Genomic DNA, 1,039 nt, shown 5'->3' with positions numbered 1-1,039 from the left:
TGTACAATGGCTCTGCATATTGCGGGTGTCATGTATCCGGCATCTAACGAAACATTCTTAATCAGGTATCCATATTTTCCATTGATCAATTCTTCATAGGCATCAAAAAAGCTAACACTATCATGTACATTTCCAGGAACTGTTGTAACTGCCAGTACGAACGAATTCTTATCGCAGAAAGTTTGATGCGAGTACGCAAAACATTTCTCCTTCTCACCTTTATGGAAGCAGCCACTTTCTGGATCTATAGTGCTTTCTGTAATTGTTTTAGTTGAAGTTTTTTTTACTTCTTCACCCGTTTCCTCATCATGTACATATTCTGCATGCACCATTGAATCAAATGCCTCTTTACCTATACATTCTCTATCCTCGTTGATTTCAGCCAACAGATCATCTTCGTATTTCTTTTTGAGGATCTCTACTTCTTTTTTGACACTTTTTCTTTTATTGGCATTTGCCTTCTGATGCGTGCTGTCTCCAAATACCGTTGTGAAATCGACAAAACCATAATCAACGGCCTGTTCTAAGATTTCCATAAATATCTCTTTAAATATAGTTGAATCTTTATATCTACGAATATAGTTCTGAGACCATGTAGAAAAGTTTGGAATCTTCTCATCAATACTTAATCCAAGAAACCAGCGATATGCCAAATTGACTTCGATCTCCTGACATGTCTTGCGCATAGAATTGATTCCAAACACGATATTTATGATAAGCATTTTAAAAAGAACCACAGGATCGATACTCGGTCTGCCGTGACGACTGTAAAGATGCTGAACTTTCGGATAAATAAACCGAAAATCAAGAGCCTCCTCCATCTTACGAACCAAATGATCCTGTGGTACTAATTCATCTAATGTATAATAAATCATGCAATCTAATTTTGCATTGTTTCTGTTAGTCATAGCCATTGTGATATCCTCCATAAACCCTCTATAATTATATCATTTTTGGCATAATAAATGGCAGAAACGTCGACTATTTTTGGGTTTATGAAGTACGTTTCTGCCACAGATATTCTATCAGATTTTAAAAA

1 protein-coding gene is annotated in these 1,039 nt (G+C 35.9%); it reads right to left on the bottom strand.

Features of this window, described 5'->3' with window-relative positions; genetic code table 11:
* A partial coding sequence (locus tag DWY01_RS11410; RefSeq protein ID WP_199519967.1) for a transposase occupies nucleotides 1-914 on the bottom strand: 914 nt, incomplete at its 3' end.
* Nucleotides 915-1,039: the final 125 nt, after the last annotated feature.

The organism is Eubacterium sp. AF22-8LB (assembly GCF_003458715.1).
In the GTDB taxonomy this organism is placed as follows: Bacteria; Bacillota_I; Bacilli_A; order Erysipelotrichales; family Erysipelotrichaceae; genus Holdemanella.
The sequence above is the reverse complement of the archived record's forward strand: the minus strand, read 5'-3'. Positions and strand labels throughout refer to the sequence as shown.